At 61.4% G+C, this 25,147-nt stretch carries 26 protein-coding genes; 18 read left to right on the top strand and 8 right to left on the bottom strand.

Annotation, left to right across the window (positions count from 1 at the left end; translation table 11 throughout):
* Positions 1-10: 10 nt before the first annotated feature.
* Positions 11-922 carry a LysR family transcriptional regulator gene (locus P353_RS22500; protein WP_034374740.1) on the bottom strand — a complete coding sequence of 304 codons (912 nt, stop codon included), beginning with the start codon at positions 920-922 and terminating at the stop codon, positions 11-13.
* Between the two features lie 131 nt (positions 923-1,053).
* Here P353_RS22500 and P353_RS22495 point away from each other — a divergent pair, with 131 nt between their 5' ends.
* The 3 genes from P353_RS22495 (at position 1,054) to ycaC (ending at position 3,428) form a co-directional block, all read left to right on the top strand.
* Positions 1,054-1,974, top strand: a complete 921-nt coding sequence (locus tag P353_RS22495; RefSeq protein WP_034374738.1) for a pirin family protein — start codon at positions 1,054-1,056, stop codon at positions 1,972-1,974.
* Between the two features lie 89 nt (positions 1,975-2,063).
* Positions 2,064-2,759 carry an isochorismatase family protein gene (locus P353_RS22490; protein WP_034374736.1) on the top strand — a complete coding sequence of 232 codons (696 nt, stop codon included), beginning with the start codon at positions 2,064-2,066 and terminating at the stop codon, positions 2,757-2,759.
* A gap of 39 nt (positions 2,760-2,798) precedes the next feature.
* Positions 2,799-3,428 (top strand): isochorismate family cysteine hydrolase YcaC, encoded by a 630-nt coding sequence (ycaC, locus tag P353_RS22485; protein WP_034374733.1) that lies wholly within the window; start codon positions 2,799-2,801, stop codon positions 3,426-3,428.
* A gap of 102 nt (positions 3,429-3,530) precedes the next feature.
* On the opposite strand, the gene P353_RS22480 is transcribed toward ycaC, so the two are convergent.
* On the bottom strand, positions 3,531-3,935 hold the full coding sequence (locus P353_RS22480) for a winged helix-turn-helix transcriptional regulator (protein ID WP_269799978.1): 405 nt from the start codon (positions 3,933-3,935) through the stop codon (positions 3,531-3,533).
* Positions 3,936-4,093: 158 nt separating this feature from the next.
* On the opposite strand from P353_RS22480, the gene P353_RS22475 reads away from it, so the two are divergent.
* The 4 genes from P353_RS22475 (at position 4,094) to P353_RS22465 (ending at position 9,222) form a co-directional block, all read left to right on the top strand.
* Positions 4,094-5,101: a zinc-dependent alcohol dehydrogenase family protein gene (locus P353_RS22475; protein ID WP_034374731.1), complete on the top strand. Its 1,008-nt coding sequence runs from the start codon at positions 4,094-4,096 to the stop codon at positions 5,099-5,101.
* Positions 5,102-6,133: 1,032 nt separating this feature from the next.
* Positions 6,134-7,951, top strand: a complete 1,818-nt coding sequence (locus P353_RS22470) for a DEAD/DEAH box helicase (RefSeq protein WP_198529115.1) — start codon at positions 6,134-6,136, stop codon at positions 7,949-7,951.
* Between the two features lie 6 nt (positions 7,952-7,957).
* The gene (locus tag P353_RS28560) at positions 7,958-8,377 is read left to right on the top strand and encodes an AAA family ATPase (RefSeq protein ID WP_080750652.1); all 420 of its coding nucleotides are present in this window, start codon (positions 7,958-7,960) and stop codon (positions 8,375-8,377) included.
* A 92-nt stretch (positions 8,378-8,469) separates the two neighbouring features.
* On the top strand, positions 8,470-9,222 hold the full coding sequence (locus P353_RS22465) for a hypothetical protein (RefSeq protein ID WP_034374727.1): 753 nt from the start codon (positions 8,470-8,472) through the stop codon (positions 9,220-9,222).
* A 767-nt stretch (positions 9,223-9,989) separates the two neighbouring features.
* On the opposite strand, the gene P353_RS22460 is transcribed toward P353_RS22465, so the two are convergent.
* From P353_RS22460 to P353_RS22450, 3 genes are all read right to left on the bottom strand, one after another.
* Complete coding sequence (locus P353_RS22460; RefSeq protein ID WP_034374725.1) at positions 9,990-11,054, bottom strand: PAS domain-containing protein; 1,065 nt, start codon at positions 11,052-11,054, stop codon at positions 9,990-9,992.
* Positions 11,047-11,865 (bottom strand): hypothetical protein, encoded by an 819-nt coding sequence (locus P353_RS22455; RefSeq protein WP_034374723.1) that lies wholly within the window; start codon positions 11,863-11,865, stop codon positions 11,047-11,049. Before P353_RS22455 ends, P353_RS22460 begins: the two co-directional genes overlap by 8 nt.
* Positions 11,866-12,112: 247 nt before the next feature.
* The gene (locus tag P353_RS22450) at positions 12,113-12,688 is read right to left on the bottom strand and encodes a flavin reductase family protein (RefSeq protein ID WP_034374721.1); all 576 of its coding nucleotides are present in this window, start codon (positions 12,686-12,688) and stop codon (positions 12,113-12,115) included.
* Between the two features lie 103 nt (positions 12,689-12,791).
* Here P353_RS22450 and P353_RS22445 point away from each other — a divergent pair, with 103 nt between their 5' ends.
* From P353_RS22445 to P353_RS22410, 8 genes are all read left to right on the top strand, one after another.
* Positions 12,792-13,166 carry a VOC family protein gene (locus tag P353_RS22445; RefSeq protein WP_003072386.1) on the top strand — a complete coding sequence of 125 codons (375 nt, stop codon included), beginning with the start codon at positions 12,792-12,794 and terminating at the stop codon, positions 13,164-13,166.
* A gap of 252 nt (positions 13,167-13,418) precedes the next feature.
* Positions 13,419-13,661 carry a hypothetical protein gene (locus P353_RS22440; RefSeq protein WP_003066979.1) on the top strand — a complete coding sequence of 81 codons (243 nt, stop codon included), beginning with the start codon at positions 13,419-13,421 and terminating at the stop codon, positions 13,659-13,661.
* A 162-nt stretch (positions 13,662-13,823) separates the two neighbouring features.
* Entirely contained in the window at positions 13,824-14,435 is a 612-nt protein-coding gene (locus tag P353_RS22435) for a class I SAM-dependent methyltransferase (RefSeq protein WP_034374719.1), read from the top strand.
* Between the two features lie 72 nt (positions 14,436-14,507).
* The gene (locus P353_RS22430; protein ID WP_034375164.1) at positions 14,508-15,290 is read left to right on the top strand and encodes a hypothetical protein; all 783 of its coding nucleotides are present in this window, start codon (positions 14,508-14,510) and stop codon (positions 15,288-15,290) included.
* 81 nt (positions 15,291-15,371) lie between these two features.
* Entirely contained in the window at positions 15,372-16,208 is an 837-nt protein-coding gene (locus P353_RS22425; protein ID WP_034374717.1) for a tRNA-uridine aminocarboxypropyltransferase, read from the top strand.
* A 156-nt stretch (positions 16,209-16,364) separates the two neighbouring features.
* Positions 16,365-17,327, top strand: a complete 963-nt coding sequence (locus P353_RS22420; RefSeq protein WP_034375163.1) for a transporter substrate-binding domain-containing protein — start codon at positions 16,365-16,367, stop codon at positions 17,325-17,327.
* A gap of 50 nt (positions 17,328-17,377) precedes the next feature.
* Positions 17,378-18,148, top strand: a complete 771-nt coding sequence (locus tag P353_RS22415) for a sterol desaturase family protein (RefSeq protein WP_034374715.1) — start codon at positions 17,378-17,380, stop codon at positions 18,146-18,148.
* A gap of 435 nt (positions 18,149-18,583) precedes the next feature.
* Positions 18,584-19,687, top strand: a complete 1,104-nt coding sequence (locus P353_RS22410) for an acyltransferase family protein (protein ID WP_034374713.1) — start codon at positions 18,584-18,586, stop codon at positions 19,685-19,687.
* A 5-nt stretch (positions 19,688-19,692) separates the two neighbouring features.
* Here the strand turns inward: P353_RS22410 and P353_RS22405 are convergent, their stop codons facing one another.
* Entirely contained in the window at positions 19,693-20,364 is a 672-nt protein-coding gene (locus tag P353_RS22405) for a DUF924 family protein (RefSeq protein WP_198529114.1), read from the bottom strand.
* A gap of 277 nt (positions 20,365-20,641) precedes the next feature.
* Here P353_RS22405 and P353_RS22400 point away from each other — a divergent pair, with 277 nt between their 5' ends.
* Entirely contained in the window at positions 20,642-21,172 is a 531-nt protein-coding gene (locus P353_RS22400) for a hypothetical protein (RefSeq protein WP_034374711.1), read from the top strand.
* A gap of 69 nt (positions 21,173-21,241) precedes the next feature.
* Here the strand turns inward: P353_RS22400 and P353_RS22395 are convergent, their stop codons facing one another.
* The gene (locus P353_RS22395; protein WP_034375161.1) at positions 21,242-22,051 is read right to left on the bottom strand and encodes a substrate-binding domain-containing protein; all 810 of its coding nucleotides are present in this window, start codon (positions 22,049-22,051) and stop codon (positions 21,242-21,244) included.
* A 164-nt stretch (positions 22,052-22,215) separates the two neighbouring features.
* Here P353_RS22395 and P353_RS22390 point away from each other — a divergent pair, with 164 nt between their 5' ends.
* Complete coding sequence (locus tag P353_RS22390; RefSeq protein ID WP_034374709.1) at positions 22,216-23,100, top strand: LysR family transcriptional regulator; 885 nt, start codon at positions 22,216-22,218, stop codon at positions 23,098-23,100.
* 17 nt (positions 23,101-23,117) lie between these two features.
* Here P353_RS22390 and P353_RS22385 read toward each other — a convergent pair whose 3' ends face one another.
* Complete coding sequence (locus P353_RS22385) at positions 23,118-24,158, bottom strand: Bug family tripartite tricarboxylate transporter substrate binding protein (protein WP_034374707.1); 1,041 nt, start codon at positions 24,156-24,158, stop codon at positions 23,118-23,120.
* A 236-nt stretch (positions 24,159-24,394) separates the two neighbouring features.
* Between P353_RS22385 and P353_RS22380 the strand changes: the two genes are divergently transcribed.
* Positions 24,395-25,117 carry a glutathione binding-like protein gene (locus P353_RS22380; protein WP_034374705.1) on the top strand — a complete coding sequence of 241 codons (723 nt, stop codon included), beginning with the start codon at positions 24,395-24,397 and terminating at the stop codon, positions 25,115-25,117.
* Positions 25,118-25,147: the final 30 nt, after the last annotated feature.

The raw sequence follows: 25,147 nt of genomic DNA, 5'->3' as shown, positions 1-25,147 counted from the left end.
TTTTTGGTGCTTAGTCCTCGGACAGGGCGCTGAAGGATTGGGCCAGATGGTCGAGCAGCGCGCGCACGGCGGGCAACTGCCCGCGGCGCGAGGCGTAGACGGCGTGGATGATTTCGGGCCGCGGCTGCCAGCCCGGCAACACCTGCACCAGTGTGCCGCTGCGCAGCTCTTCGCGCACAAACATATTGGGCAGCTGCACCACGCCGGCACCCAGCACGGCCGCGTCGCGTAGCGCCAGCATGGACTGCGTCACCAGCCTTGGCTGGTGTCTGACCTCGGCGCGCACGGCGTCGGGGCCGTGCAGCACCCAGCGGTGGGTTTCCTGCACGCCGCCCATATCCAGGCTGGGCCAGGCCGACAGATCCATGGGCCCGCCGGGCGGGCCCAGGCGCTGCAGCAGCTCGGGTGCGGCCACCAGGCATTGGCGGCGCTCGGCCAGCGTGCGCAGCACCAGATCGCTGTCCTGCAGCGGCGGCGGGCGCACGCGCAGGGCCAGATCCAGTCCTTCGCCGACCACGTCCACGCGCCGGTTGGTCTCGTCCACCTGCAACTCCACGCGCGGGTACTGGCGCATGAACTCGCCCAGCATGCGGCCCACGCGCGAGGCCAGCAAGGCCACGGGGCAGCTCATGCGCACCTTGCCGCAGGGCTCGGAATGCACCAGCGCCACGGACTCTTCGGCGGCCTCTGCCTCGGTCAGCATGGCGCGGCAGTGCTGGTAGTAGCGCTTGCCCACCTCGGTCACGGCAAAGCTGCGTGTGGAACGCAGCAGCAATTGCGCGCCCAGGCGCTCCTCGAGCAGTGCCACGCGGCGGCTGAGCTTGGACTTGGGCAGCCCCAGGGCGCGGCCTGCGGGCGCGAATCCACCATGCTCCACCACCTGGGCGAAGTAGTACAGCTCGTTGAGGTCTGGCAGTTTCATCGTTTTAAAAATAGAACTCTGAGACTGAATATTGTGGACTACTCAAGTCATCGTTCCAAATTCATACTTCTCCCATGTTCAACACCTGCAGCGACCAACGGGACTGCAGGCCTGTCGCAAGGAGAAATGCCATGCTCAAGAAAATCCTGGGTGTCTACGAAGCCCCCCGTCCCCACTGGGTGGGCAATGGCTTTCCCGTGCGTTCGCTGTTCAGCTATGGCGACCACGGCAAGGCCCTGAGCCCTTTCTTGCTGCTCGATCACGCCGGTCCCCAGAGCTTCACGCCCACCACGGCGCGGCGCGGCGTGGGCACGCACCCGCACCGGGGCTTCGAGACCGTGACCATCGTCTATGAGGGTGAGGTGGCCCACCGCGACTCCACAGGTGCCGGCGGCACCATCGGCCCCGGCGATGTGCAGTGGATGACGGCTGCCTCGGGCATCCTGCACGAGGAGTACCACTCCGAAGCCTTTGCCAAGAGCGGCGGGCCGCTGGAGATGGTGCAGCTGTGGGTCAACCTGCCGGCCAGGGACAAGATGTCCGCCCCCGGCTACCAGACCTTGCTGAATGCCGACATCCCGCAGGTCGCGTTGCCGGACGGCGCGGGTCATCTGCGTGTCATTGCCGGTGACTATCTTGGCAGCAAGGGGCCCGCCTATCGCGGCCCGGCGAGGACCTTCACGCCCATCGATGTCTGGGATGTGCGGCTGAACGCCGGAGCAGCCACCGAGCTGCAGGCCCGGGCCGGCCGCACGCTGGCGCTGGTGGTGCTGCACGGCACGCTGCTGGTCAACGGACAGGAGATTGCCCGCGCCGGACAGCTGGTGCATATGGATCGCGCTGCGGACAGCGTGCATCTGGAAGCCAACAGCGACGTCACGCTGCTGTGGCTGTCAGGCGAGCCGATTGACGAGCCGGTGGTCGGCTACGGCCCCTTCGTCATGAACAGCGACGAGGAAATCCAGCAGGCGCTGGAGGACTTCCGCAGCGGCCAGTTCGGCCGCATTCCGGCAGCCGAGCGCCATGCGCCCACGGCCGTGCCGAACCACTGAGCCCTCAGTGCCACCGTATCCCCGGCCCTACAGCGATGCGACCGGGGAGCGAAACCTCCCCCTTCGTTCCCAACTCCAAGGAGACTTCCATGAGCATCCAGACCGCAGCCATCCCCGCCAATTTCAACGGCGCCAAGCCTGTGATCGATCCGGACAACGTGGCCATGTTGCTGATCGACCACCAGAGCGGCCTGTTCCAGACCGTGCAGGACATGCCGTTCACCACGCTGCGCCGTCTGGCCAGCACGCTGGCCAAGATCGCTTCGCTGGCCAAGATCCCCGTGATCACCACAGCCTCCGTGCCTCAGGGCCCCAATGGTCCGCTGATTCCCGAAATCCACCAGAACGCACCTCACGCCACCTACGTGGCACGTAAGGGTGAGATCAACGCCTGGGACAACGAAGACTTCGTCAAGGCCGTCAAGGCCACGGGCAAGAAGCAGCTCATCATCGCCGGCACCATCACCAGCGTCTGCATGGCTTTTCCCTCCATCGCCGCCGTGGCCGATGGCTACCAGGTGTTTGCTGTCATCGATGCGTCGGGCACCTACTCCAAGATGGCCGAGGAAATCACTCTGGCCCGCATGCTGCAGGCCGGTGTGGTGCCCATAGACACCGCGGCCGTGGCCTCGGAGCTGCAAAAGACCTGGAACCGCGAAGACGCGGCCGAATGGGCACAGGCCTATACCGGCATCTTCCCCAACTACCAGCTGCTGATCGAAAGCTACGCCAAGGCGCAGGAAGTGGTACAGAACCACGAAGTGCTGGATTCCCTGCGCGTTTGATTTTCCTCACCCCCTCCACTACCTCTGAAGGAGATCGTCATGAGCAACAAGCCCTATATCCGCCTCGACAAAGACAATGCCGCCGTGCTGCTGGTGGACCACCAGACCGGCCTGCTGTCCCTGGTGCGCGATATCGACCCCGACAAGTTCAAGAACAATGTGCTGGCCCTGGCCGACATGGCCGAGTACTTCAAACTGCCCACGATTCTGACCACCAGCTTCGAGACCGGCCCCAACGGACCTCTGGTGCCCGAGCTCAAGCAGAAGTTTCCCAGCGCTCCCTATATCGCCCGTCCCGGCCAGATCAATGCCTGGGACAACGAGGACTTCGTCAAGGCCGTCAAGGCCACGGGCAAGAAGCAGCTCATCGTGGCCGGCGTGGTGACCGAAGTCTGCGTGGCCTTCCCCGTGCTGTCGGCCCTGGCTGAAGGCTTCGAGGTGTTCGTCATCACCGATGCCTCGGGCACCTTCAACAGCATGACCCAGCAGGCCGCCTGGAGCCGCATGGAGCAGGCCGGCGCCCAGCTCATGACCTGGTTCGGCGCGGCCTGCGAGCTGCACCGCGACTGGCGCAACGACATCGAGGGGCTGGGGACTCTGTTCTCCAACCACATCCCCGACTATCGCAACCTGATCAACAGCTACACCACGCTGACCGCCGGCAAGTAAGTCTTGCGGCTTCAGACCAAAGCCCGCAGCTTTTGCAGCCTGCGGGCTTTTTGCGGTCGTTTTATTGGATTTGATAGCTGCAGACGCTTGATGGGTAAGCGTTCAAGCCTGTTTTTGCTTCAAGTCTGGCAGGCAGCTTGCGCCGTTTTGATCCGCGTCATGCATGGGCTCGGCCTGAGCAAAGTTCTGGCTGTAGGCGATGCCCCAGTTGCGCATGGCAATCAGCACCGGCTGCAGGCTGCGGCCCAGCTCGGTCAGCGCATAGTCCACGCGCGGCGGCACCTCTGCATACACCGTGCGCTCGACGATGCCGGCTTCTTCCAGCTCGCGCAGCTGCAGTGTCAGCATGCGCTGCGTGATGCCTGGGATGGCACGGCTCAGCTCGCCAAAGCGCTTTTTGCCATGCAGCAACTGGAACAGGATGATGGGTTTCCAGGTGCCGCCCATGACCGACAGCGTCACCTCCACGGCGCAGCCGCTCTTGCTGTTCAATCGTTTCATGGGCACCTCGCTGCGGTTCTGGACTGCAAGCATCGTAGCGCCAGCAAGCACTCATCCATTACTTACATTTTTAATACTACCCAACAAATATGTTGGTACTGGTGGCTGGCGTGCATTGACGGCACCATGCAAAGCATCTGTTTCACCCCCTTGAGGAGCACTCCATGAAAGTCATGCAACTGGCCGCGCCCGGCGGTTTCGAAAACCTGAAGCTTGTCGACCTGCCCGTGCCCGCGGCGCCTGCTGCGGGCGAGATCCAGGTGCGCATTCACGCCAGCTCGCTTAACTACCACGACCTGGGCGTGGTGCGCCGCCCCGGCGCGGCGGCCGACGGCCGCATCCCCATGGCCGACGGCGCTGGCCTGGTCACGGCCGTGGGCGCAGGCGTGACGGAATTTGCCGTGGGCGATGCCGTCGTCTCCACCTTCTTCCCGCAATGGCTGTCGGGTCGCCATGTGCCGTCCGACTTCCAGCTTGTGCCCGGCGACGGCGTGGACGGCTTTGCACGCGAGTTCGTCAACCTGCCCACCACCAGCTTTACCCATGCTCCCAAGGGCTGGAGCCATGCCGAGGCCGCTACGTTGACCACGGCCGGCCTCACGGCCTGGCGTGCGCTGGTGGTGGACGGGCATCTCAAGGCCGGCGACACCGTGCTGGTGCTGGGCACGGGCGGCGTCTCCATCTTTGCGCTGCAGATGGCCAAGAGCATGGGCGCCACCGTCATCGCCACCACCTCCAGCGCGGCCAAAGCCGAGCAGCTCAAGGCATTGGGGGCCGATCTGGTGATCAACTACAAGGACCAGCCCGAATGGGGCGACGCCGTGCTGGCCGCCACCGGCGGTCGCGGAGCCGACATCGTGGTCGAGGTCGGCGGCCCCGGCACCTTGCCCCAGTCCATTCGCGCCTGCGCCGTGGGCGGCCATATCGCGCTGATCGGCGTGCTCACCGGCTTTGCGGGCGCTGTGCCCACAGTGGAGATGATGCGCAAGCAGCAAACCCTCAAGGGCCTTATCGTCGGCAGCCGCGAGCAGCAGCAGGACATGGTGCGCGCACTGGAGAACTTCGGCTGGAAGCCCGTGATCGACAGCCGCTATTCGCTGGAGCAGATGGTGGCGGCCTTCGAGCACCAGGCGGCAGGCAGGCATTTCGGCAAGATCTGCCTCGAATATTGATGGCTGATGGCGCTTTGTGCGTCTTGGCTTGAGACCGATGGGCATGTGGTTCTTGTTGGGCCGCATGCCTTATTTGCTTTCAGAGGGCGGGTCTCGGCCCTCCAGCCGACTTACTTTCTTGCTTGTGACGGAAGGCCGCCCCCAAGAAAGTAAGCAAAGAACACAGCCCCTGCTGCCCACGTCCCCTTCGCTGCGCTACGGGGCAACCTGTGCCGTCAAGCTCTTGGGGCTGTGCGGCCCAACTCACTTCGCGGCAAGCAGCTGCGTTCAAACAAACGGCCGCAAGTCAGAGCAAGAAGCTGCTGCACTCTGCGGTGCAGCAGCCAGCCCAAGAGCTTGCCGTCGCAGGCGTGGGCAAAAAGGGGCGATACCGAATGCGGACAGCCAGATAGCTTCTTTGTGAAATTGATAGCTGCTACCGCAATCCAGGTAAGGGCTAGAAGCCAATTTCGTCAAAACTCTCGCATGCCGTCCGCACCCGCATTCACCCGTGTGTCTGCGCCTGCGGCACGCGGTTCGGGCTGCGGGCATTGGCACCGCAGAGTGCCAATGCTTTGTCTTCAAATTTGCGGCAACCTGTCTGAGCGGCGCGCGTAGCGCAAAGCGAGTTTTGCCGCACCGCAGACCGAATGGTGTGGCGCAGGTTTGCCCGCAGCGAAGCGCAGGGACGCAGACAGTCGGGTCACGTTCTTTGGTTACTTTCGTGCGTGAACACGAAAGTAACTCGCCAGCCGGGGCGAAATCCCGGCTCCTATCCTCATCGACACAGCAAACGCTGTTTTGATAGCTGCCGGCAATTGATGAGATTGAGCTAGAGCCTGATTTGGCTTGAATTCTGTTTTTTGACGATACAGAGAAAAAACCGCCCATTCCGAATATCAGCTCGCAGCCGATACCCGAAATAAACCCAAGCCTGCATTGAAGCCAACGTGAGCGACAGCTTTAATCGGTTCTGCAAGATTCAGAAAGGCTTCATCGGATATAAACACCCCCATTCTTGAAACAAGAAGATACAAGTAAGAGGTGGAGACAATGGCGGTATTAATTCCCGCGCTTGGAAGCTGCGCGGGGCGTATGACCAGCGGTGAAAAACGGTTGGCAGAGCGTTTGCAGCAAAAACTCGAAGAGGATTATTTGCTGTGGTGGGATGTGCCAATTGGCCCCAAGCAGACGCGACCCGATTTTGTGGTGGTGCATCCGCGCCGGGGTGCGCTGATTCTGGAAACCAAGGACTGGCATCTGGAAACCATTCGCAAGGCTACGCGCGAATATTTCGAGATTCTCGACAGCAGCAGCGGCCAGCCCAAGGTGGTGATGAGCCCGCTGCAGCAGGCGCGTCATTGTGCGATTCAGGTCATCAATGCACTGGAGCGCGATCCGCAACTGGTGCAGGGCGATGGCGATCACAAAGGCAAGTTGGCTTTTCCCTGGGGCCACGGCGTGGTCTTCACGCGCATCACGCGTAAGCAGTTCGATGCTGCGGGTTTGGGCGATGCGCTGCCCGGCCATCTGGTCATCTGTCAGGACGAAATGGTCGAAGCCGTGGACGCAGAAGCCTTCCAGCAGCGACTTTGGGATATGTTCCCGCACAGCTTTGGCCGCGCCATCAGCCTGCCGCAGCTCGACCGCATTCGCTGGATTCTGTTTCCCGAAGTGCGCGTGCCCCAGCAGCAAAAACTGTTTGGCGATGATGCAGCTCAGGACGAGGATGAGCTGCCCGACATCATGCGCGTCATGGATCTGCAGCAGGAGCAGCTGGCACGCAGCCTGGGTGACGGCCACCGAGTCATCCATGGCGTGGCGGGCTCGGGCAAGACCATGATCCTCGGCTACCGCGCCGAGCATCTGGCCCAGACCCAGGGGCCGGGCAGCAAGCCGATCCTCGTGCTCTGCTACAACGAGCCGTTGGGCGTGAAGCTGGCGGCAAGCATGGAGACCAAAGGCCTGCAGGATCGCGTCCATGTGCGCCATTTCCACAAATGGTGCCGCGAGCAACTGGTGACTTACAACCTGCTTCCGGAAGATGCCAACAAATGGCCGGTGGGCAAGGCCATGGAAGAGTTTGTGCAGCGCGTCATCAAGGGCCTGGACGACAAACATATTCCCGCAGGCCAGTACCACGCTGTGTTGATCGACGAAGGCCATGACTTTGCGCCCGAATGGCTGAAGCTCGTCACGCAGATGGTGGACCCGAGCACCAACAGCCTGCTGTTGCTCTACGACGATGCGCAAAGCATTTACGACCGCGGCCAGAAGCGTAACTTCAGCCTCAAAAGCGTGGGCATACAGGCTTCGGGCCGCACCACCATTCTCAAGATCAACTACCGCAACACGCGCCAGATCCTGCAACTGGCACACCGGGTGGCCGGCGACATGCTCACACCCGAGGATGCCAAGGACGAAGACGGCATTCCCCTGCTCAAACCACTGAGCTGCGGCCGCGAAGGCCCCGAGCCCATCGTCATCGACCTGCCCACCTTGCCCGAGCGCGCTGCCCGTGTGGCCGAGCTGCTGGCCGACCAGCATGCGCAAGGCCATGCCTGGGGTGAAATGGCGGTGCTCTGCCGCCACAAGGATGAACTATGGATGTGTTCAGACGCTTTGCGCCGCAAAGGTTTGCCGCACATGGTGCGCGAGCGCTCTGGCCAGTTCAAGCCTGCAGAAGATTCCATCAAGCTTATGACCATGCACGCGAGCAAGGGGCTGGAGTGGCCGGTGGTGGCAGTAGTGACTTCGGATGATGAGCGCCGCGCCAAGGATGTCGAGAAGGATGGGGCGTTGGAGGCCAGGTTGGCTTATGTGGCTGGTACTAGAGCCACAAAAAAAATAATGATCACTTTATCAATTTAATATTCAATGAATCCACAAATATCGTCAGTTCCATCCGTATATAAAATTAATGAAACTTTCACACCGAGAAGAGCTGAAGTTAATTTAAAAACATATATCCCACGGTTAGAGTTGGAAAAATCTCTATTGAGGTCAGTTTGCGGAACACTCCATACGCTTATTTGCGGAGAAAGCGGCAGTGGAAAGTCGTGGCTCTATAAGAAAGTCTTGCATCAGAATGAAATAGAATTTGTTGTCGCGAATTGCGCTTTAGCTCAAAGGTTTAATGGAGTTGTTGGTGCTATTTGTAATGCAATTAATCCAGATGGATCATTTGTAAACAGTTCATATGAGCAAGTAAAAAAAGCTAGTGTTGGAATTTCAGGGTTTGGCGGTGGGCTGGAAAAAAAGACAGTTATATTTTTCAAGGTGGTGATTACTTTCTAAATATTCTTAAGGGTCTAAGCGAGAGAAACAAAGGTCGTCAGAGTGTTATAGTTCTTGATAATCTGGAGACTATATTTGATAATTCTGAATATATGTCCGAACTCGCTGATTTGGTCATCTTGCTTGATGACGAAAAGTATGCGGCATGCAATATAAAATTTGTTATTGTTGGAACTCCTACAGGAGTTCTTGAATATTTTGTAAAAACAAAGAATTTGGAATCGGTGTCAAATAGAATTGAGGAAATCCCTAAGGTTTCTGGTTTTAATTTGCCGATGATTTCAACTTTGACTTCAAATGGCTTTAATAATATTCTTAATCTTAAAATAAACAATGGTGAAATAGACGAAATTTCTGAGCATGTATTTAGGGTTACTTTGGGTTTGGCGCAGAGAGTTCAGGAATATTTGTTGAAATTAGCATTCCAAATTACAGATAATAAATTTTATTATTCTGAGCTGCTACATAAATCGGATCTTGATTGGCTCAAATCTGCGTTTAGGAAAAATTACACTACGATTGAATCTCATCTGGATGATGGGTTAAAAAAATATTCTCTTAATAATCATGTTGTATTTTGTATAGGTGAGATAAAAATTCATCAATTTAGCGCGGAAGATATTTTTGCATTAATTGAAGAGAAATTTGAATTCGTCACTGGATCTAAAGATATGGTATATGATATTTTGAAAAAGATGACGGAGGGAGATTCTCCTATTCTTAGAAAAAATCCTAAGACTTATCATTTTAGAATTGTTGATTCTAGATACCTTATGTGTATCAGAACAATGATGTATGTAAATGGAAATAATGGATTTGTTGAGAAGAAAAATTTTACTTTCTAAGTGCTTTTTCTGAGAAAAATTCATCTGTAATAAGAGTTATATTGCTAGAGGGTGGGTCTCGGCCCGCCAGCCGACTTACTTTCTTGCTTGTGACGGAATGCCGCCCCCAAGAAAGTAAGCAAAGAACACAGCCCCTGCTACCCACGTCCCCTTCGCTTCGCTACGGGGCAACCTGCGCCGTCAAGCTCTTGGGGCTGTGCGGCCCAACTCACTTCGCGGCAAGCCGCTACGTTTAAACAAACGGCCGCAAGTCAGAGCAAGAAGCTGCTGCTCTCTGCGGTGCAGCAGCCAGCCCAAGAGCTTGCCGTCGCAGGCGTGGGCAAAAGGGGCGATACCGATTGCGGACAGCCAGATAGCTTCTTTGCGTAATTGATAGCTGCTACCGCAATCCAGGTAAGCGCTAGAAGCCAATTTCGTCAAAACTCTCGCAGGCCGTCCGCACCCACATTCACCCGTGTGTCTGCGCCTGCGGCACGCGGTTCGGGCTGCGGGCAACGCTGCCGCAGGACAGCGTTGCATCGTGCTCTGGCCTGCCGCCGTTTGTCTGAGCGAAGCGGCTTAGCCGCGCAGCGAGTTGGGCGGCAGAGCAGACCGAATGGTGTGACGCAGGTTTGCCCGCAGCGAAGCGCAGGGACGCAGACAGTCGGGCCACGTTCTTTGGTTACTTTCGTGCGTGAACACGAAAGTAACTCGCCTGCCGGGGCGAGACCCGGCTTCTGTCGCTAGAAAGAATAGCTATAGCCGCAAGCTAGGCAAGCCCCAAAAGCTCAATCCTCAGCCCCCAACACCACCCGTGCCGTCAGAGCCGTCCTCCCCGGCGACGACTCAATCCCCAACAGTCCGCCGACCCGCGCAATGCGCACTGCCATGGAGCGCATGCCCACGCCCAGGCCCGATGCCTCCACGGCCTGCACATCAAAGCCTACGCCGTCATCCTCGATCTCCAGCAGCAGCTCCTGGGCTTGGGGTTGCAGCAGGGACAGGCGCACATGGCGGGCCTGGCTGTGCTTGATGACGTTGGTCAGCGCCTCTTCGATCAGCCGGGTCAGCGCCAGGTATTGCAGCGCGTTGGGCGGCTGGCTCCAGCTTTGCGGAAACTGCCAGTCGCAGCGCACACCCAGGGCCTCGAACAGGTCGTTGAAGCGGCGCCGCAAGGGGGCCAGCCATTCCTGTGGAGTGGCTGGTACGCGCACCTGGGCCGAGGCGTTGCTGTCTATGCTCTGGCGCAGATCGTTGCGGATGAGCTTGAGCATGGACAGCACCTGGGGCCGGGTCAGGGCTTCGCTGCCCTGCTCGACGGAAGCAATCATGTGGACCAGCTCGCCGCCCAGGCCGTCGTGCAGATCGTGGGTCAGGCGCAGACGCTCCTGCAGGCGCGCGTTGGAGAGCTTCTGGGCCTCCAGCTCGGCCCGCAGATGCTCGGTTTTTTTCTGCTCGGTGATATCGAAGGTGAAGCCGATCAGCGCTGTGGGCTGGCCCTGTTCGTCGCACAGCACGTGCACGACTTCCTTGACCCAGACAAAGCGGTTGTCGCTGGTCAGCGCCCGGTACTCGGCCTCGTGATCCACACCTGCCAGGCACAGCTCCACGCAGCGCGAGACGGTTTGCTCGCGCTCGTCGGGGTGAATGCGTTCGGCCCAGTCGTTCACGGTCTCCCAGCTCTCGGGGCTCCAGCCCAGCAGGTCGGCGATCTGCGGGCCGATATAGCTGTATTTCTTCGTGGTCCAGTCAATCTTGAACGGAATCGCCAGGGTGGATTCCAGCAGCGTCTGGTAGAGGCCGTTGTCCGTGTCGGGTTCAAGGGTGCGCAGGCGGGGGCGGGCTTCAAGCATGGGACGCTCCTGTCAGATCGAGAAGAGGGTGGGTGGTGGGCAGCTCGTTCCAGAACCAGTAGAAATAGCCGCCTTCGGTCTGCAGCAGGGTCTGGGTTTTGACGCTGGAGCGTTCTATCCCGCGCCAGCAGGCCAGGGCCGAGTTGCGGTTGCCGTGCAGATCCAGGCAAGTCTGCCCTGGCAGATTGGGCCGGGGCGGCACATACAAGGCCATGCCGCGCGGCAGCCAGAGGTCGGCCAGACAAATCTTCTGCTGCTGTGGCCAGTACTTTCCCACCGAAATCACCAGCGGCAGGTGCGGGTCGATGGAGGTGAAGACATGCGGGAAATCGTGATGCTCGAGGTCGGTACAGACCTTGCCCAGCAGGCGGTAGCCGGTTCCTTCATAGGGCGAGCGGTGCCCGGCAAACATGCCGTACTCATAGTCGACCAGCGAAAGATGTGATTGGGGGCTGGTGATGCGAACTCCCTGGCCCGGCTCAATCAGCGTCATGCCGAACGCCGCTGCAGTTTGATGCGTGACTGCAATGGCTTCGTACTCGACCTGATCGGCCTGGAACTCCAGTCTGGTCTGATTGCCGTACTTGGGGTCGGGGTGGGTGGTGGTCGCAGAAAGGACGCGGTATGCGTTGCCGATGACGGCCGTGGGATCACTGGTGGCAGGCTCAAGCAGCTTCAAGCCTGTGGGCGGCTCTGCGCAATAGTGCGGGAACCCGTGGATATTGCAGAAAAACGGTGTCTGCGACAGATCGATCGACGTCGGCGCATCTTCTTTGATGAACAGCACGGGATCAAAAAACTCTTGCGCCATTGCCTGTCACTTCACGGTGATTGATAGCAGATATCGCTGCCCTGAGCGGCGGTACGGCACCTGCAGTCATGGGTTGTTTGATATGTCAGCCGGTGATGCAGTCTAAATCAAGGCTGTTACAAAGACCCGGGGGCGCAGGCGCTGCGGGCCAGGGCGCCTGAGGGTGTCAGTGGCCGTCACGGCAAAGTGCGCATTATTTTGATAGCTGCCAGCGCTTGATACATAAGCGATGCAGCCATGAGAGCTTCTACTTCACGAGCACCGATTCGCCAATCGCGAAGAACTGCCCGCCCGCCACATAGTGCAGGGTACGCAGCTCGGCAGGCGCGGAGCTGAACTCCCAGTGTCCATTGCGGAACACGCGCTCGTCGGCCCAGGCAGCCACGACTTCGGCGATGAACAGGTCATAGCTTTGCTGGTTATGCGGCTCGGGGATCAGCTTGCAGACCAGCCAGGCGGCGCAGCCAGCCACAAGCGGTATATCGAAGCCCGGCGCATCGAACAGTTGCACGCCATGCTTGGCGAGTTTGTGGGTTTCGGTCGCGGCGCTGTCCGTGCCTATGCCCACCGTCAGGGCGGCCTGGGGCACGGTGGGCAACTGCAGGGCGAAGAAGCCGCTGCCCTCGACCAGCGCACGCGTGCGCGTGGCCTTGTCGAGCACCACGCTGATCTTGGGCGGCGCGAAATCGAGCGCGCAGGCCCAGGCCGCGCTCATGGCATTGCGCTCGCCCGCATGCTGGGCCGAGACGATGACCGTGGGGCCGTGATTGAGCAGGCGGTAGGACTTGTCCAGGGGAACCGGGGTGAAATGGTCTGGCAGCATGGTGGGCTGAATATGGGTGACAGAAGAGGACGGCAAGCTCCCGTTACGATGGCTTGCCGATTTCCCATCTTCGCCCGAAACAGGGCTTTTCCAGGAGACAACCATGTTTAGCCACATCATGCTGGGTGTAAATGATCTGGAGTCCAGCAAGCGCTTTTACGACGCGCTGCTGGGTCAGCTGGGCATTGCGCCCGGCGTTGCCAACAAGAATCGCTTCTTCTACCGCAGCCCCACGGGCGTGTTTGCCATCTCCACGCCCATCAACGGCGAGTCGGCCAGTTCGGGCAATGGCGCGACCACGGGCTTTCTGGCCCAGTCCACCGACCAGGTGAACGCGGCCCATGCGGCGGGCCTGGCAGCGGGTGGTGTGTCGATCGAGGATGCGCCGGGCTGGCGCGGCGACTCCATGTATCTGGCCTATCTGCGCGACCCCGACGGCAACAAGATCTGTCTGGCCTATCGCCCCGCGAAGGCCTGATCCAGGTTGACTGAACCAGGGCCGTGCAAGCGGCCTTTTTTGTCTTCAGAAGTGGGACTCAAAAACAGGAGCTGTCTTCGCTTTCCGGGCAAGGTCTTGAGCCCCGATTGGCAACAGGGATCGCGGTCATGCCCGACCTGCAAGCGGTGATGCTGCGTCGGCTTCCGGTGCAAAACCGGTGCAGGCGGCACAATGGCTGCTTTGCAGCGCGGGCGTATGTCCGGGGCCTGCACCACATTCAGTAGTTTTTTCATGACCAACACCACCACTCCTGCCGAAGACCATCTGTGCGACGCCTGTGCCGGAATTCAGCGCAACTGGCGCAAAGCCCCCGGCCATGCCGAACTGATGCAGCGCGGCAACCGCAAGGAGGAGCGCGGCTCGAGCACGGCGACGGTGACCCGTTATGTCTGCGAGCGCTGCGGCACGGTGTGGGACTACGAGAACAACAAGCAGGACCAGCGCAAGGGCTGGTCCGTGGTCGGCAGAATTTAACCCCCTCAGGCGCTGCGCGCCTTGTCCCGGCGGGGGATGACAGCCTCGCTGCGGGGCGGCTGGGCCGCCTAGGCCCTTGCTGGCTGCCTCTTTCCTGAGCCAGCGTCGGTTTTTGAAGTTTCGGCGTCTTCGGACGCCGTTTGTTTTTTTGAAGGAGGCTGCGTGCAATCAGCAAGCAACGAGTGGTTTGACGAGGCGTATTACCAGCGCTTTTACTTTGACAAGAAGACCAGCGTGATCGATCCCGAGCACGCGCGGCGGCTGGGTGCGTTTGTCTGCTCGTATCTTGCGTATCTGCGCGTGCCCGTGCAGCGGGTGCTTGATGTGGGCTGCGGCATAGGCCTGTGGCGCGAGGCGGTGCAAAAGCACTTTCCGGGCGTGCAGTATCAGGGCGTGGAGTTCAGTCCCTATCTGTGCGAGCGCTATGGCTGGGAGCAGGGCTCGGTCGTGAATTGGCAGCCCAAAGATGGCCAGCCTTTCGATCTGGTGATCTGCCAGGGCGTGCTGCCCTATCTGAGCCCGGCCGATCTGAAAAAGGCGCTGACCAATCTGGGCCGGCTGTCGCGCGGCGGGCTCTACATCGAGGCTGTGGCACGCGAGGATTACGAGCGCGACATCATTGACGAAGAGCTGACCGACCCGCGCCTGTATCGCCACCGTGCCGAGCTGTACCGCCGCGGCCTGCAGCCTCACTTCAAGGAGCTGGGCGGCGGCGTATGGCTGAGCCGTCAGGCGGATATGCCGCTGTTCGAACTGGAGTGCGTTGGGGGCTGAAACCTCTTGTTCTTGGTGATTTCGGGGCCTGCACCTATATTGCGGGGCTTGCGAACTCACAAGGATATGCAGATGCCTCATTGCTGGATCAAACGCTGCGGAGTCTGGACCGTTGCCATGGCTGGCGCAGCCCTGTTGCTGGCCTGCTCGGATTCCAAAACCGAGGGCGCCGCACCCCCGGCGCAGGCTCCGGCCGCAGCACCGGCCCCTGCGCCTGCACAGCCTGCCGCCCAGGCCAAGCGTGTGATCGACCAGTTGTTCAGCACCGAAACCATAGGCATGAATCTGGCCTATGTGCAAAAGATTGCCGGCCCGGCCATGCGCTCGGAATTCCACCGCCACCAGTTCCGCACCGATGGCTGCGATATCACCCTGGTCAGCGATGAGGCCGACAAGGTGATCGAGTCTGTCGAGATCGATATCGCGCCCAGCTGCAATCTCTCGCTCAAGAGCGTGCTGAACGTGTCCGAGGGTCAGCCCGACATCAAGCTCGGCGATCTGACCTTTGGCGGCTTCGAGCCTCTGCTGGACAGCCGCTATTACGCCGACTGCCTGACGCTGTGCGGCAATGCCGCCGACCCCGTGGTCTATCTGGAGGCCAAGGGCTCGCGTCTGACCAACTTCATCAATTACTCGGTGCAGGCCCCCATGGTTGACGGCAAGGTGCTGGATGCGACGGCCGCCTGGCGCGATGCCATGGTCAAGGCAGAGTCCGAGGACTATGTGCTGGACACGCGCTTCAACTGCGAGCCAGATCGCTTCAGGAACGTGATTTCCGCCGGACTCAAGAATGCCAGGCCCACGGTGTTCAGTTTTGGCCGTGGTCCGACCTTCGAGCAGGGCGACTGCGACTAAGCGGCGCTCCTGCAGCATCAGCACTGGATTTGGCAAAGGCAGGACAATCCGGGCATCTGTCCGAACCCGCTGGTGTCCGTCTTGCCCGCTTCCACGCCTTTGTCCCCCGCCGCTCTGACCCCGCAGAAAACCGTTGCCTCCACGCTGCCCCCGCATGCCGTCTCGCGCTTGCGTCAGGCGCGGCTGGCGCGTAGCACGCGGCCGTTTCTGGCGCGCGGCGGCCCCAAGGGCGAGCGCTGCGAAGGCTGCCGTTTGCGTCCATCCCACTGTATGTGCGCGCTGCGCCCCGAGCTGGCCACGCGCGCGGCCTTCTGCCTGCTGATGCATGATGCCGAGCCGCTCAAGCCCAGCAACACGGGCTGGCTGATTGCCGATGTGGTGCAGGACACCCATGCCTTCGGCTGGTCGCGCACCGAGGTGGACCCGCAGCTGGAGGCCTTGCTGGCCGATCCGCAATGGCAGCCCTATGTGGTGTTTCCCGGCGAATATGCCGAGCCTGCCGATCGTGTGGTGGAGACGCTGGACGGCGGCGACAGCCGCGCGCTGCAGCCCGGCAGGCGCCCGCTGTTCATACTGCTGGATGCGACCTGGGCCGAGGCGCGCAAGATGTTTCGCAAAAGCCCGTATCTCGATGGCTTTCCCGTGCTCAGTCTGCACCCGGATCTGATCTCTCGCTATCAGTTGCGCAGATCCAAGCGCGACGACCATTTCTGCACCAGCGAGGTGGCGGCCCTGTGTCTGGAACTGGTGGGCGATGTCGGCGATATGCAGGCCGGCCGCGTGCTGGAGAGCTATCTGGGCGTGTTCACCGAACGCTATCTGCGGGCCAAGCACCAGCAGCCGGTCGATGAGGCCAGCGGTGCCCACCAGCGCCTGCGTGAACTGATGGGGACGCCCCCCGCCAAACGCGACGCATGAAGCGCCGTGCAGGCATAAGCATTCCACTCAAAGCAATAAGCGAACACGGACAATCGGGCCAGGGCCTCATGAGTGCATGAGGTGTGTGCCGGATCGGGTGGGTGATGAGCGCCGATGACCAGGGGTCTCGGCGCTTTTGTTTTTCTGGAGTGGGTGATGGACAAGTCGTTGAAATGGGTTGGGCTGGCAGCAGCGCTGGTATGCGCGGGTTCGGCCATGGCTGCGGGCAAGACTGAAGCGGCGAGCTCCACTATCGGTGCCAATATCGACACGGCCGTGGATCTGTCCGCATCGCCCACGCTGCAGCGCTGGCAGGCCGGCGGCACCGTGGTGCTGGGCGTGCGCGAAGCCGCTGTCCCCATGTCCTACGCGATCGGTGCCAACGAGAAGTTCGTCGGCTATCACATGGACCTCTGCGAGCGCGTGGTGCATGCGATTGCGCCCAAGGCCCAGATCAAGTACATGGTGCTGACGCCGCAGAACACCATGCCGCTGATCAACAACGGCACGGCCGATTTCAATTGCGCCAGCATGACCAACAACCTCACGCGCCAGAAGCAGGTGGCGTTTGGCTTGACCACCTATGTCAGCGAGGTGCGCATGGCCGTGCGTGCCGACTCGGGCATCACCTCCTTCAAGCAGCTGCAGGGGCGCAATGTGGGCGCCATCACTGGCACGACGGCGGTGCAGATTCTGCGCAAGTACGCCAGCGACAACGAGCTGAACTTCAAGACGCTGATGAGCAAGGACCAGTTCGAGAGCTTTCTGATGCTGGAGTCGGGCCGCGTCGATGCCTTTGTGCTGGACGACAACATGCTGGCCGGCGTGATCGGCCAGAGCAAGAATCCCAAGGGCTACAAGATCGTAGGCGAGGTGATTGGTGCCGAGCCGATTGCCATCCAGTTCAGCAAGAACGACCCGCAGATCAAGAAGGCCGTGGACGGCGCCATTTTGCAGATGATCCGTTCGGGCGAGCTGCACAAGCTCTACAACAAATGGTTCATGCAGCCCATTGCGCCCAAGAACGTGAACTTGAACCTGCCCATGGGCGAGGTGCTCAAGAAGCAGCTGGCCGTGCCCAACGACACGCCGCTGGAGCAGTTCGTATTGCCCCAATAAAGCGGAAAAGTCACATCAGCCGATAGACTGCAAGGCAAACCGCAAGGGGAGTGTTTGCCGTGCTGGAGTACCTGGTCTATCCGCTGATTGCGCTGCTGTTCGTGGCGGTCTTCACGCGCGAGGTGATTGCGCCCGCCTCGCGCAATCTTTGCGACCGGCGCTGGCTGATCTACAGCAGCGCCCTGGGCGCGCTGACACTGGCCTGCACGCTGGCGCTGGGCTGGTTGCTGGAAGACCGGATTCGCCAGCATGCGCTTTTCGATGTGGGGGCACGCTGGAACCCGCTGCTGGTGGGGCTGCTGAGCTTTTTCATCACCAGCTTTGTCTTTTACTGGTGGCACCGCGCCACCCACGCCTCGGATCTGCTGTGGCGCGTGTTCCACCAGCTGCATCACAGCGCGCGTCGCATCGAGGTGCTGACCTCGTTCTACGCCCACCCGCTGGACTCCTGCGCTGCCATGCTGCTGAGCGTGATCTCCAGCTACTGGGTGCTGGGCGCCAGCCCGGCAGCGGCAGCCGTGGCCCTGGGGCTGACGGCGGCCTTCGATCTGTTCACCCATGCCGACATACGCACGCCGCGCTGGCTCGGCTATGTGCTTCAGCGCCCGGAAATGCATACCGTGCACCACCAGCATGGCCACCATGCGCAGAACTACGGCCTGCCGCTGTGGGACATGCTGTTCGGCACCTGGACCAACCCCGCCGAGCGCGCGCAGAAGCTGGGCTTCGACGAGGACAAGTCCGAACGCGTGGCCGAGATGCTGCTGTGGCGCGATGTTCATCAGAGCGCACCCGCCTGCGGGCGCCGAAAGTCATCCTGAAGCTTCGAATTTGATAGCTGATGGTGCCGATGGGTGGAGCGCGGCCTGCTGTTTTTGTTCTTAATTGTTAACGCGGCTTGCCAAGACCCTGCCAGAGCTCGGCAAGCTCCGTCCCCTGCTTGGGCCGGTGGCAAAAATCTGTTCAAATTGCTCTGGTCTGTTCACCTGTCAACAGACGCCAAGCCGTCTGGCTGCGGGCATTCATAACATTCTGTGGCCTCACCACCGGTGAGATGCAACAGACAAATCGCCTGCCAGGTTCCGGCACCCCCGAGCGTGTTTCCATGCGCTCTGCGACCCCCGGGTCGCTGCAAAGAGCTGTTACTGCCTCTTTGCTCAAATTCTGAATACTGCTTCAGCCATGTCTCATGCGTGGCTGTAATCGTTTGTCTGCAAGCCCGGCCTGTGCCTGGGCGAAAGGAAAGGTGTCCGGTTTTGGTGGAGTCGGCGTTCAAGCTGCGCTACAACCCAGCGCTTGATGGATTGAGAGGCATAGCCATTGTGCTGGTGCTGCTCTCGCACGCACATGCCCCGATGTTCGACGGCGCCTTCTTCGGCGTCGATCTGTTCTTCGTGCTCAGTGGCTTTTTGATCACCTCCTTGCTGCTGATGGAGTATCGGCAGCATGGCAAGCTCGATTACTGGCGCTTTTACCGCCGCCGCTTCTTCCGGCTCATGCCTGCGCTGGCGCTTTTCCTGCTCGCGTACTGCTTGTTCGCCCCCTTTATCTGGCCAGACCTTACGGATATCTATTCGGACGCCCTGGTCTCCATCCTCTACCTGGCCGATTACGGCATTGCCTTCTTCGACAGTCCGGACACGCTGCTGCATATGTGGTCGCTGTCGGTGGAGGAGCATTTCTATCTGATCTGGCCGCCGCTGCTGGTGCTGCTGCTGCGCAAGGCCACGCCGGGCCGAGTCTGGGCGCCGCTTGCGGCGCTGTGGCTGCTGAGCACGCTGTGGCGCATCTTCTGGGTGGTGCAGGGCCAGCAGTTCTACGAAATCTTTTTCCGCTTCGATACGCGGGCCTCGGGTCTGCTGGCCGGCGCCTTGCTGGCGGCGCTGATGATGGAGCGTCCCCAATGGATAGAGCGTCTGCAGTCGCTGCGCGCCTACACCATGTGGCTTGTACTGGCCGTGCCCTTGATCATGGAGCTGGAGTGGGACAACCAGCACGCCATGGTCTGGGGCATCACGGTGGTGGAGTGCGCCGCCCTGGTCGTGCTGCTGGCCGTGCAAAAGCCCGCGGGACTGGTCTATGAAATGCTGACGGCACCGCTGCTCATCAAGCTGGGCCAGCTGTCCTACGGCATCTACCTCTGGCATTACCCGGTGGTGCGCTATCTGCGTGCCGATTACTCCTGGCCCGTGACCGTGGTCGCAGGCCTGCTGATCTCTACCGCGCTGTCGGCCCTGTCGTTCTACACGGTAGAGCGCTGGGCCATGCGCCACCGCGACCTGGGGGCGGGCAAAAAGCCCGCGCGCCAGCCTCAGGCGCGCCAGGAACCCGCGCTGCGCGAAGCTACGCGCGGCTCGTGATCGCTCTAAAAGCCTGACCCAGGCTGTGCCAGATACTCGGCCTCTTCGGCGGTGCTGGTGCGGCCCAGAATGCTGTTGCGGTGAGGGAAGCGGCAAAAGCGTTCTATCACCACCTGATGGCGATGGGCGTAGTCCAGCGTTCCGGCCAGATATTCGCGCAGCTCGGCGTCCGTGGCGTTCTGCAGCAAAGCCTCGAAGGCGGCCACGCTGCGTTGCTGCATGGCCGGGTCTTCGGCATGCTCCAGCGGCAGATACATAAAGACCCGGGCCACCTCGGGCAGTAGCCGCTCGCTGCCGGAGTCCACCGCCTGCAAAGCCAGTGCCAGGGCCTGTGCGTCACCTGCAAAGCTCTTTGGGGTGTTGCGGTGGATATTGCGCGTGAACTGGTCCAGCAGGATCACCAATGCCAGCTGCTGCCATGGACCCAGGGTTGCCCAGTGCTGCAGGGCACCGCCCAGAGCGGCCTCTACAGCAGTGCCAAAGCGCTGGCGCAGCTCCTCGTCGAAGGCCGCAGATTTGGTGAACCACTGCGCTTTGTGCTTGAGGGCATCGGCATTGCCGGGCCTGGCGCTGCCGAACCACAGGCTGAGAATCTGGTCGGGCAGGCTGGTGTCCTGGGCGGCGGCTGTCAGTGCCTCATGGCTGACGGGAAGGGAATTTGCAGTCATGCAAATCATTGTGCATGCACCGCCGCTAGCGTTGACAGTCAACCCTGGATGGCGTCGGACGTTAGATAACAGTCTTTTACCTGCAGATTGCGTCAGATAGGGAACTGCGAACACCCATCGAGACTCTGTGGAATAGCAGGCTCAGAGACAATGGATTGCTCAAAAACCATAGCTGACAGCGTTGGTTTATCAAGCGTTTGCATGGGTTTTGAATCAGGTTTTACGGAGTTCGGTGGTCGTGATGAATCGGCGCGCATGGTTGGCAGTGACAGTGTTGGGATTGGGAATGGCTGCCACGGGCTGCTCGGGCAAGTCCGTGCCCAGCAGCGTGAGTGTGAGCCAGCAGAAGCTGCAGGAGATGCTGGCCAGGCGTTTCCCCAGGCAGTTTCCCGTGGCGGGTTTGCTGCAGCTGGACCTGAAGGCGCCGCAGCTGAGCATGCTGCCCGAGCGCAATATGCTCAACGCCGTGATCCCGGCCGAGCTCAGCGGCAAGGTGCTCAAGGAGCAGTACAGCGGCCTGCTCAATGTCGATTTCGCGCTGCGCTATGAGCCCACCGACCGCACCTTGCGCGCCTACCAGATCAAGGTCAACCAGCTCAGCATGGACGGGCTGTCGCCCGCGCTCAGCGATATGCTGGGCACTTATGCCACGGCCTTGGCCGAGCAGGCCATGGGCCAGGTGGTGCTCTATCAGCTGCAGGACCAGGATCTGGCCCTGGTCGATGCGCTGGCCATGGAGCCTGGCGCCATTACCGTCACCGCCCAGGGGCTGACCGTGGCCCTGGTGCAAAAAGCCGGCCCGGGCAGCAAGCGCTGAGCTGCCAGGCGACAAAAAAAGCCCGCAGGCATTTGCCTGGCGGGCTTTTTTTGCGGGGCCGTGCGGCGCTCAGCGGGACTTGGCAATGGGCTCCAGGCCGGTGTCACGAATCGTCTTGGCGGCGGCGGGCGAGGTGTAGTACTTGAGCAGTTGCTCCAGCCCCTGCGGGTTGGTGGAGGTACTGGCCGTGCCGGCCGAGAAGATGGTGTAGTGCTGCACCGAATCGGGCAGGGTGCCGACATAGCTGATGCCCTCGATGGGCAGCAGCTCGCTGACCTGCTGCAGGCCGATTTCGGCCTCTCCCCGCGCCACGATGGTGCCCACGCGTTCGGTCACGATCTTCCTGCTCTTGGGCATGACCTGGTCGTGAATGCCCAGCTTCTTGAGCATCTGGGTTTCGTAATAGGTGCCGCTGGCGCTGGCCGAGTAGGCAATGCTCTTGGCGTTGAGCAGCACCTGGCGCAGCTTGTCCTCGCTGCTGATGTCGGGGATGGGGGAGCCCTTCTTCACGGCCACGCCCACGGCAGAGCGCACTAGGTCGATCTGGGTGCCGCTGCGCACCAGGCCCTTGGCGGCCAGATCGTCGAGCGCACCGCGCGCCAAGATCACCACATCGGCCTTCTCGCCCTTGCTCAGTCGGTTGGGAATGGAGGTGGGCGAGGAGCCCATGGACGAGCCATAGGCCGACTCCACCGCCAGGCCGGTCTGGGCTGTGAACTGCGGTGCCAGCAGCTTGTGCGCTGCGGTGAAGCCGCCCGAGGTCATGAGGCGCACAGGCTCCTTAGGCGTGCTGCCCGGTTGCTGGGCGCAGCCTGCAGCCAGGGCCACGGCGCTGATCAGCAGGGCTCGGCGGACGGTGAAAAGGGGAAACGGCTTCATCAATGTCTCTCTGTATTGGGCTGGTCTGGATAGGCCTTGAACCCTTTTTGAATCAACGCAGGCAGCTACGGTTGTCATAGCTTGTACGGCTTGGCGGATTGTGAAAAGCTGCGGTCTTTGAGTCCAATACCGTTTGCGTCTGGACTTGATACGAAAATCGTCCTATGGATTTGCGCCGTCTGACCTGTTTTCTGGCTGTGGCCGAGGAGCTGAATTTCAGCCGTGCGGCCCAGCGTTTGCATATGAGCCAGCCCCCGCTGAGCCAGCAGATCCGTCTGCTGGAGCAGGAGATGGGGGCGCAGTTGTTCGAACGCTCGCGCCGCGCCGTGGCGCTGACGCCGGCAGGACTGCTGCTGCAGGACAAGGCGCGGCAGATCGTGGAGCTGCACCAGCAGGCGGGCGAGCTGGTGCGCATGGCAGCCCATGGACTGGCCGGGCGGCTGCGCATCGCCTTCACGGCATCGGTGCCGCTGTTTGACGAGTTCTCGGCCATGCTGCGCGACTTTCGCAGCCGCCACCCGCAGGTGGAGCTGGACCTGCAGCATATGACCACGGGCGAGCAGATCGCGGCGCTGACGGCAGGGCAGATCGACATCGGCTTCATGCGGCCTTCGCCGACCTTCCGCATCCCTGTGCCGATACGCGAGCAGACACTGTGGCGCGATGAGCTGAGGCTGGCCCTGCCCGTGGCGCATGCCGCCTCGGCGGCGAACGAGCCACTGGCACTGAGCAGCCTGGCCGATCAGCCCTTTGTGCTGCATCCGGCCGTGCTGGGTGGCGGTCTGCACGAACATATTCTGGCGCTGTGCAGCGAGGCCGGCTTTGTGCCGCGCATCGCCCAGCCGGCGCGCGAGACCTCGACCATGATGGCGCTGGTGGCCGCCGGCCTGGGGCTGTCCATCGTGCCCAGCGTCTATGAGCGCATCTGCCCGCCCGGCGTGGTGCTGCAGCCGCTGGCCGATGCTGCGCGCCACTCGCGCATTGCGCTGGTCAGCATGCAGCAGGCGCCATCACCCTGCGTGCAGATGTTCTGGCAGTTGCTGCGCTAGGGCGGCCTTCGCCGGCATCAGTCCGCGCGAATATCGGCGGCTCGGATGACTTCGCCGAGTTCACGGGTTTCGGCCTGGATAAAGCTGCCGAACTGTGCCGGTGTTCCTCCCAGGGGCGTGGCGCCCATATCGGCCAGCGTCTGGGTGACCGCCGGCGTGGTCAGCGCCTTGTTCAGCGCCGCGTTCAGCGTCTGGATCACGGCCTCGGGCGTTCCCTTGGGGGCCACCAGGCCCCACCACACGGTGGCTTGCACATCCACGCCCAGGGAGCGCGCAGTCGGCACCTGGGGCAGCAGGCGTGAGCCATTTTTGTTGAGCACCGCCAAGGCGCGCAGGCTGCCGCTGTTCACATGGCCTGCGACTTCCAGCGGGTTGATGGCCATGAAGTCCAGGCGCCCGCCCAGCAGATCCGTCACGGCGGTGGAGCCCCCTTTGTAGGGGACGTGGACGCCCTTGAACTGCCCGGCTTTTTCCAGCAAGGCACTCGCCATATGGCCCGAGCTGCCCACGCCTGCCGTGCCATAGGACAGGGCGCCGGGCTTGGTCTTGCCCGCCGTGATGAGCTCGGCCAGGCTTTTGTACGGTGACTTGGCATTGACCACGACCACCAGCGGCGCCTCGCCGATGCGCCCCACCGGAACCAGATCGGTCGCGGGGTCGAAGCTGAGCTTGGAGTACAGCGCCTTGTTGGTGGTCAGCGTGTTCGAGGCCGTCAGCAGCGTATAGCCATTGGGCGCGGAGCGTGCCACGGCCGCCATGCCGATATTGGTGCCGCCTCCGGGCTTGTTTTCGACCACCATGGACTGGCCCAGAAACTCCGCCATGGGCGTGGTGACCAGCCTGGTCACGATGTCCACGCCTCCAGCCGGTGAATACGGCACGACGACCGTCACGGCGCGCTCCGGAAAGCCTGCGGCAATGGCCGCGCCGCCTGCCAGCATCAGCCCTGCACCCAGCGCGGCTGCCAGGCCCAGGGCTCGCCGCCGGCTTGGCAAAGCGCAGGCAGGCGTCTTTGCGTCGGCGAAGAAGGAATCGGGCTTGCAAGCTAGCTGATGCATGTGATGTCTCCGTGGTTCAATTTTTGTCAAACACCCAATATCACCGCCTCAGGCACAGGCTTCGATGAGGGAATCTGCGTACCCGCATCTGGCCATCGCAGCCATCGGCAGCGCTGCCTGCAAGGCCGCATGACAACCGTTAGGATGCTCGGAAGCTCTGCGGCGTGGCTTGCCAGGCCACGCCGCCAGCCCCTTGCGGGGCCGCAGAGATTGCCAACACGCTCCGAAGGAAACCCATGACGCAACCCCAAGTCCTCGCCGATTTTTCCGTGACCCGCAAGTGGCCCGCGCAGCACCCCGAGCGCATCCAGCTGTACTCGCTGCCCACACCCAATGGCGTGAAGGTGTCGATTGCGCTTGAGGAGATGCAGCTGCCCTACGAGGCGCACCTGGTCAGCTTCCAGACCAATGACCAGCTCACGCCAGAGTTTGTCGGCACCTTCCCCAACAACAAGATTCCCGCCATCATCGACCCGCAAGGCCCGGGCGCAAAGCCGCTGGCGCTGTTCGAGTCGGCGGCCATCCTGATCTATCTGGCCGAGAAGAGCGGCAGCCCGCTGCTGCCCGCCGACCCCGCAGCGCGCTACGAGACGCTGCAGTGGCTGATGTTCCAGATGGGCGGCGTGGGCCCCATGTTCGGCCAGGTCGGCTTCTTCCACAAGTTCGCGGGCAAGGACTTCGAGGACAAGCGCCCGCGTGACCGCTATGTCAATGAATCGAAGCGCCTGCTGGGCGTGCTGGAGCAGCGCATGCAGGGCCGCGAGTGGATCATGGGCGAGCAGATCACCATTGCCGACATCGCCATCTGGCCCTGGGTGCGCAATATGGTCGACGAGAACGGCTACAACGCCGCCGAGCTGGTGGGCTGGAGCGGGTTTCCCGAGCTGCAGCGCGTGCTCAAGGCTTTCGTGGCCCGCCCGGCGACGCAAAAAGGCCTGAACGTTCCGCCGCGCGGCTGAGCGTCCATCGGGCGCTGCAGGCTTGCCGTT

It is taken from the genome of Comamonas testosteroni (assembly GCF_000761245.1).
Classification (GTDB): domain Bacteria; phylum Pseudomonadota; class Gammaproteobacteria; order Burkholderiales; family Burkholderiaceae_C; genus Comamonas; species Comamonas testosteroni_C.
This window is presented reverse-complemented; position numbering and strand designations above follow the sequence as displayed.

Bases quoted from the DNA above. Each gene is read 5' to 3' on its own strand.
- P353_RS22500 (WP_034374740.1), bottom strand. From the start codon at position 922: ATGAAACTGCCAGACCTCAACGAGCTGTACTACTTCGCCCAGGTGGTG.
- P353_RS22495 (WP_034374738.1), top strand. From the start codon at position 1,054: ATGCTCAAGAAAATCCTGGGTGTCTACGAAGCCCCCCGTCCCCACTGG.
- P353_RS22490 (WP_034374736.1), top strand. From the start codon at position 2,064: ATGAGCATCCAGACCGCAGCCATCCCCGCCAATTTCAACGGCGCCAAG.
- ycaC (WP_034374733.1), top strand. From the start codon at position 2,799: ATGAGCAACAAGCCCTATATCCGCCTCGACAAAGACAATGCCGCCGTG.
- P353_RS22475 (WP_034374731.1), top strand. From the start codon at position 4,094: ATGAAAGTCATGCAACTGGCCGCGCCCGGCGGTTTCGAAAACCTGAAG.
- P353_RS22470 (WP_198529115.1), top strand. From the start codon at position 6,134: ATGGCGGTATTAATTCCCGCGCTTGGAAGCTGCGCGGGGCGTATGACC.
- P353_RS28560 (WP_080750652.1), top strand. From the start codon at position 7,958: ATGAATCCACAAATATCGTCAGTTCCATCCGTATATAAAATTAATGAA.
- P353_RS22465 (WP_034374727.1), top strand. From the start codon at position 8,470: ATGTCCGAACTCGCTGATTTGGTCATCTTGCTTGATGACGAAAAGTAT.
- P353_RS22460 (WP_034374725.1), bottom strand. From the start codon at position 11,054: ATGCTTGAAGCCCGCCCCCGCCTGCGCACCCTTGAACCCGACACGGAC.
- P353_RS22455 (WP_034374723.1), bottom strand. From the start codon at position 11,865: ATGGCGCAAGAGTTTTTTGATCCCGTGCTGTTCATCAAAGAAGATGCG.
- P353_RS22450 (WP_034374721.1), bottom strand. From the start codon at position 12,688: ATGCTGCCAGACCATTTCACCCCGGTTCCCCTGGACAAGTCCTACCGC.
- P353_RS22445 (WP_003072386.1), top strand. From the start codon at position 12,792: ATGTTTAGCCACATCATGCTGGGTGTAAATGATCTGGAGTCCAGCAAG.
- P353_RS22440 (WP_003066979.1), top strand. From the start codon at position 13,419: ATGACCAACACCACCACTCCTGCCGAAGACCATCTGTGCGACGCCTGT.
- P353_RS22430 (WP_034375164.1), top strand. From the start codon at position 14,508: ATGCCTCATTGCTGGATCAAACGCTGCGGAGTCTGGACCGTTGCCATG.
- P353_RS22420 (WP_034375163.1), top strand. From the start codon at position 16,365: ATGGACAAGTCGTTGAAATGGGTTGGGCTGGCAGCAGCGCTGGTATGC.
- P353_RS22405 (WP_198529114.1), bottom strand. From the start codon at position 20,364: ATGATTTGCATGACTGCAAATTCCCTTCCCGTCAGCCATGAGGCACTG.
- P353_RS22400 (WP_034374711.1), top strand. From the start codon at position 20,642: ATGGCTGCCACGGGCTGCTCGGGCAAGTCCGTGCCCAGCAGCGTGAGT.
- P353_RS22395 (WP_034375161.1), bottom strand. From the start codon at position 22,051: ATGAAGCCGTTTCCCCTTTTCACCGTCCGCCGAGCCCTGCTGATCAGC.
- P353_RS22390 (WP_034374709.1), top strand. From the start codon at position 22,216: ATGGATTTGCGCCGTCTGACCTGTTTTCTGGCTGTGGCCGAGGAGCTG.
- P353_RS22385 (WP_034374707.1), bottom strand. From the start codon at position 24,158: ATGCATCAGCTAGCTTGCAAGCCCGATTCCTTCTTCGCCGACGCAAAG.
- P353_RS22380 (WP_034374705.1), top strand. From the start codon at position 24,395: ATGACGCAACCCCAAGTCCTCGCCGATTTTTCCGTGACCCGCAAGTGG.